This window comes from Stenotrophomonas sp. PS02300 (assembly GCF_029959395.1).
GTDB lineage: Bacteria > Pseudomonadota > Gammaproteobacteria > Xanthomonadales > Xanthomonadaceae > Stenotrophomonas > Stenotrophomonas maltophilia_AD.
The window spans coordinates 1-4,827 of the sequence record NZ_JASCOP010000198.1 but is presented as its reverse complement, the minus strand read 5'-3'; the positions used below and the strand labels follow the sequence as shown (position 1 = coordinate 4,827).

3 protein-coding genes are annotated in these 4,827 nt (G+C 67.0%); 2 read left to right on the top strand and 1 reads right to left on the bottom strand.

The genetic code is table 11. The features are described 5' to 3' along the window. Window positions 1-143: 143 nt before the first annotated feature. A complete protein-coding gene (locus QMX79_RS20010) occupies window positions 144-1,556 on the bottom strand; it encodes a class II fumarate hydratase (protein ID WP_282248343.1) in 1,413 nt (470 codons plus the stop codon). A gap of 182 nt (window positions 1,557-1,738) precedes the next feature. Here QMX79_RS20010 and QMX79_RS20005 point away from each other — a divergent pair, with 182 nt between their 5' ends. Both QMX79_RS20005 and purB read left to right on the top strand, forming a co-directional pair. Then, window positions 1,739-3,073: a hemolysin family protein gene (locus tag QMX79_RS20005; RefSeq protein WP_282248342.1), complete on the top strand. Its 1,335-nt coding sequence runs from the start codon at window positions 1,739-1,741 to the stop codon at window positions 3,071-3,073. Between the two features lie 35 nt (window positions 3,074-3,108). After that, the gene (purB, locus tag QMX79_RS20000) at window positions 3,109-4,476 is read left to right on the top strand and encodes an adenylosuccinate lyase (RefSeq protein ID WP_282248340.1); all 1,368 of its coding nucleotides are present in this window, start codon (window positions 3,109-3,111) and stop codon (window positions 4,474-4,476) included. Window positions 4,477-4,827: the final 351 nt, after the last annotated feature.

Sequence of the window (4,827 nt, the reverse complement as noted above, 5' to 3'; positions counted from 1 at the left end):
GCCCCCGTAGGGACTGTCAAAAACATGGATGTTTTTGCCAAGCCCCCATGGATGGGTTTACGGCGTGTCCCGTAGGGGGCTGCCCGACGGCCGCCCCACTCGCAGAGATGGAAACGCTGCTCTTAGCTCTTAGCTCTCAGCTTTCAGCCGCCACCACCAGCACCGGCATGAATGCCGCCAGCAGTAAGCGCAACCGGATCCAGCAACCGGCGCAGCTCGGCTTCAGACAACCCGCTGTCTTCCTTGGCCACATCCAGCACTGGCCGCTGTTCCTTGTACGCACGCTTGGCGATCGCCGCGGCCTTTTCGTACCCGATGATCGGGTTCAGCGCCGTCACCAGGATCGGGTTGCGGGCCAGCGCCTCGCGTACACGATCTTCGCGCACCTTCAGCCCGGCGATGGCCGTGTCGGCCAGCAGCCGCGAGATGTTGGAGAGCAGGCCGATGCCATCCAGCAGGTTCGCCGCGATCAGCGGCAGCGTCACGTTCAACTGGAAGTTGCCCGTCTGCCCCGCCACCGTGATCGCCGTGTGGTGCCCGATCACCTGCGCGCAGACCATCACCGTCGCCTCCGGAATCACCGGATTGACCTTGCCCGGCATGATCGAACTGCCCGGCTGCAGCGCCGGCAACTCGATCTCGCCCAGGCCCGCCAGCGGACCGGCATTCATCCAGCGCAGGTCGTTGGCGATCTTGATCAGCGCCACCGCCAGCGCATTGAGCTGGCCCGACAGTTCCACCGCATCGTCCTGCGCCGCCAGCCCCTCGAATTTGTTTTCCGCGCTGTCAAAGCGCACCCCGGTCTGCTGCTTCAGGCGCTTGGCCACGCGCTCGCCGAAGCGCGGGTCCGCATTGATGCCCGTGCCGATCGCCGTGCCGCCCAGCGGTAACCGGCGCAACCGCTTCAGGCTGTCTTCCAGGCGCTCCTGCGCCGACGACAGCTGCGCCGACCAGGCGCCGAATTCCTGCTCGAACGTCAGCGGCATCGCATCCATCAGGTGCGTGCGGCCGGTCTTGACCACCTTGCGCAGCGCGCGGCCACGCTTGTCGATGGTCTTGCGCAGGTGCACCAGCGCCGGCAGCAGCTGCTCCTGCACGCCCAGCAGCGCCGATACCCGCAACGCCGTCGGGATCACATCGTTCGAGCTCTGGCCCTGGTTGACGTGGTCGTTCGGGTGCACCGTGGTCTTGCCCGCCTTGCCCGCGCGGTTGGCCAGCGTGGCGATGACCTCGTTGGCATTCATGTTCGACGAGGTGCCCGAACCGGTCTGGTAGATGTCGATCGGGAAGTGCGCATCGTGGCGGCCCTCGGCCACTTCGTCGGCTGCGCTCTCAATGGCCTTGCCGATGTTCTTCGGCAGGTGGCCCAGCTCGGCGTTGACCGCCGCTGCGGCACCCTTCACCAGGCCCAGCGCGCGGATGAAACCGCGCGGCATGCGTTGGCCCGAGACCGGGAAATTGTCTACCGCGCGCTGCGTCTGCGCGCCCCACAGCGCATCTGCAGGCACCTGCAGTTCGCCCATGCTGTCGTGCTCGGTCCTGAAACCCTTGCTCATTGCATCACTCCGCGATTCTTTCAGTTGGGAAAGGGAACGGCGGCTGGCAACGGGCCTTCATTCCCTGGCTGGCGGCTGCAATCACGATACTCCCAAGCGGGAATGAATCCCAACCGCAGCCCGCATCGGCTAGACTCGGAATTCGTGTTCATTCAGGCATCACCACTCTCCATGGGCGACCCATGATCGTCGGCAACCTGCTGCTCCTGTTGCTGGCCCTGTTCCTGGTGGTGCTCAACGGCTTCTTCGTGGCCGCCGAGTTCGCCCTGGTCAAACTGCGCCACACCCAGGCCGTCGGCCTGGCCGCCAGGCACGGCTGGCGCGGCCGCCTGCTGCTCAACGTGCATTCGCACCTGGATGCCTACCTCTCGGCCTGCCAGCTGGGCATCACCCTGTCCTCGCTGGGCCTGGGCTGGGTCGGTGAGCCCGCGTTCGCGCACCTGCTGCAGCCGCTGTTCGATGCGCTCGGCATGGGCCCGGAAGGCGCACGCCTGACCGCCTTCATCATCGCCTTTAGCCTGATCTCGTTCCTGCACATCGTGCTGGGCGAACTGGCGCCGAAATCCATGGCGATCCGCCGCCCGGAGGCCATGTCGCTGTGGACCGCCGCGCCGCTGTACCTGTTCTACTGGGCCATGTTCCCGGCGATCTGGCTGCTCAACCACAGCGCCAACGCGCTGCTGCGGCTGGCCGGCTGGGGCGATGTCGAGCACACCTCGCACCGCTACTCCCGCGAAGAACTCAAGCTGATCGTCGCGCGCCAGCAGCCCGGCGCCGGCGCACCGGACCAGGACCTGACCCTGATGAGCCACGCGCTGGAGCTGCCCGAACTGGTGGCCGGCGACCTGATGCGGCCGCGCGAACACATGCGCGTGTTCCGCCAGGGCATGGGCCTGGCCGAGGTGATGGCCGAGTTCGCCGAAAGCCGATACAGCCGCTACCCCTGGTTCGACCGCGATGGCGAGGAAGTGCTGGGCATCCTGCACATGAAGGACCTGCTGGTGGAGATCGCCCGCAGCCAGCCCACCGACGACCTGCGCGCCCTGCTGCGCCCGGCCAACCTGATCGCGCTGGAAACCCCGGTCACCGCCGTCCTCGAGCGCTTCCGCACCGGTACCACGCACATGGCCCTGTGCGTGGAGGAACACGGCCGCATCCTGGGCTACTTCACCCTGGAAGACCTGCTGGAAGTGGTGGTCGGCGATATCGAGGACGAGCACCCGCACGTGGTCAAGGACGCCCCCACCCGGGGTGCCGACGGCAGCCTGCTGGTGGCCGGCTCCACCTCCATCTTCCGGCTGGAGCGCCTGCTGGGCCGCGACCTGGCCGCCCCCGAACACCTCAATTCGGTCGGCGGGCTGATCGTGCACCAGCTCCAGCGCCTGCCCGAGGAAGGCGAGGAAGTGCGCATCGACGGCCAGCTGTTCACCGTCAAGCGCATGGCCGGCCACCGGATCCAGGCCGTCACCGTACGCCTGGCCCCCGAAGAGGCCGACGAGGACCCCGGGGCAGCGTAGAATGACGGCCCCCGCCGTCATTGCCTGCGCCCGCCATGTCCGAATTCGCCCTGCTCGCCCTGTCCCCGCTTGATGGCCGCTATGCCGGCAAGGTCGACGCCCTGCGCCCGATCTTCTCCGAATACGGCCTGATCAAGGCCCGCGTGAAGGTCGAAGTGGAGTGGCTGCTGGCCCTGGCCAACGAACCGGGCATCGCCGAGCTGGCACCGTTCCCGGCCGCCGCCGCCGCGCGCCTGCGCGCCCTGGCCGACGATTTCGCCCCGGCCCACGCCGCGCGGGTGAAGGAAATCGAGCGCACCACCAACCACGACGTCAAGGCCGTGGAGTACTTCATCAAGGAACAGCTCAAGGACGACGCCGAGCTGGCCCCGGCCCTGGAGTTCGTGCATTTCGCCTGCACCAGCGAAGACATCAACAACCTCAGCTACGGCCTGATGCTGGAAGAAGCCCGCCGCACCGTGCTGCTGCCGTCGCTGGACGACATCGCTGCCCGCCTGCGCGCCCTGGCCCATGCCCAGGCCGAACAGCCGATGCTGTCGCGCACCCACGGCCAGACCGCCTCGCCCACCACCCTGGGCAAGGAAGTGGCCAACGTGGTCGCCCGCCTGGAGCGCCAGCGCCGCCAGATCGCCGCGGTCGAGCTGACCGGCAAGATCAACGGCGCGGTGGGCAACTACAACGCCCACGCCATCGCCTACCCCGACGTGGACTGGCCGGCCTTCGCCAAGCGCTTCGTCGAAAGCCTGGGCCTGGTGTTCAACCCCTACACCACCCAGATCGAGCCGCACGACAACATCGCCGAGATCGGCGACGCCGCCCGCCGCGCCAACATCATCCTGATCGACCTGGCCCGCGACATCTGGGGCTACATCTCGCTGGGCTACTTCAAGCAGAAGCTCAAGGAAGGCGAAGTGGGCTCCTCGACCATGCCGCACAAGGTCAACCCGATCGACTTCGAAAACGCCGAAGGCAACTTCGGCATCGCCAACGCCCTGTTCGAGCACTTCAGCGCCAAGCTGCCGATCAGCCGCTGGCAGCGCGACCTCACCGACTCCACCGTGCTGCGCGCGGTGGGCACCGCCTTCGGCCACAGCCAGGTCGCCCTGGACTCGCTGGCCAAGGGCCTGGGCAAGCTGACCGTGAACCCGGAACGCCTCAATGCCGACCTGGATGCCGCGTGGGAAGTGCTGGCCGAAGCCGTGCAGACGGTGATGCGCCGTCATGGCCTGCCCAACCCCTACGAGCAGCTCAAGGCCCTGACCCGTGGCCAGGGCATCACCGCCGAGTCGATGAAGGCATTCGTCGAATCGCTGGACCTGCCGGAAGACGCCAAGCAGAACCTGCGCGTGCTGACCCCGGGCGGGTACATCGGCCTGGCGGCGGGTCTAGCCAAGGCGATTTGATTCGCGAAACAAAGCAGTGACCCCAGACGGGGCGTCGGCAATTCCGGCGCCCCGTTTTCGTTTGGCGCACCACCATTTCGGTCATTTCAATGCGTCACCGGGCGCAGACAGGTTCACGGCAGTTGGTTGGGACCCAACCCTACCGGCGGTGTGCCAATGCCCCACACCGTACGTCAGGCCATCGCGCAACGTAGAGCGACGCCCTGCGTCGCTGCTCTTCCGTCCGCCCAGCGCGACACACTGTCGGGGGAGGTCGGCGGGCAGTCCCCGTAGGGACTGTCAAAAACATGGATGTTTTTGCCAAGCCTCCATGGATGGATTCACGGCGTGTCCCGTAGGGGACTGCCCGCC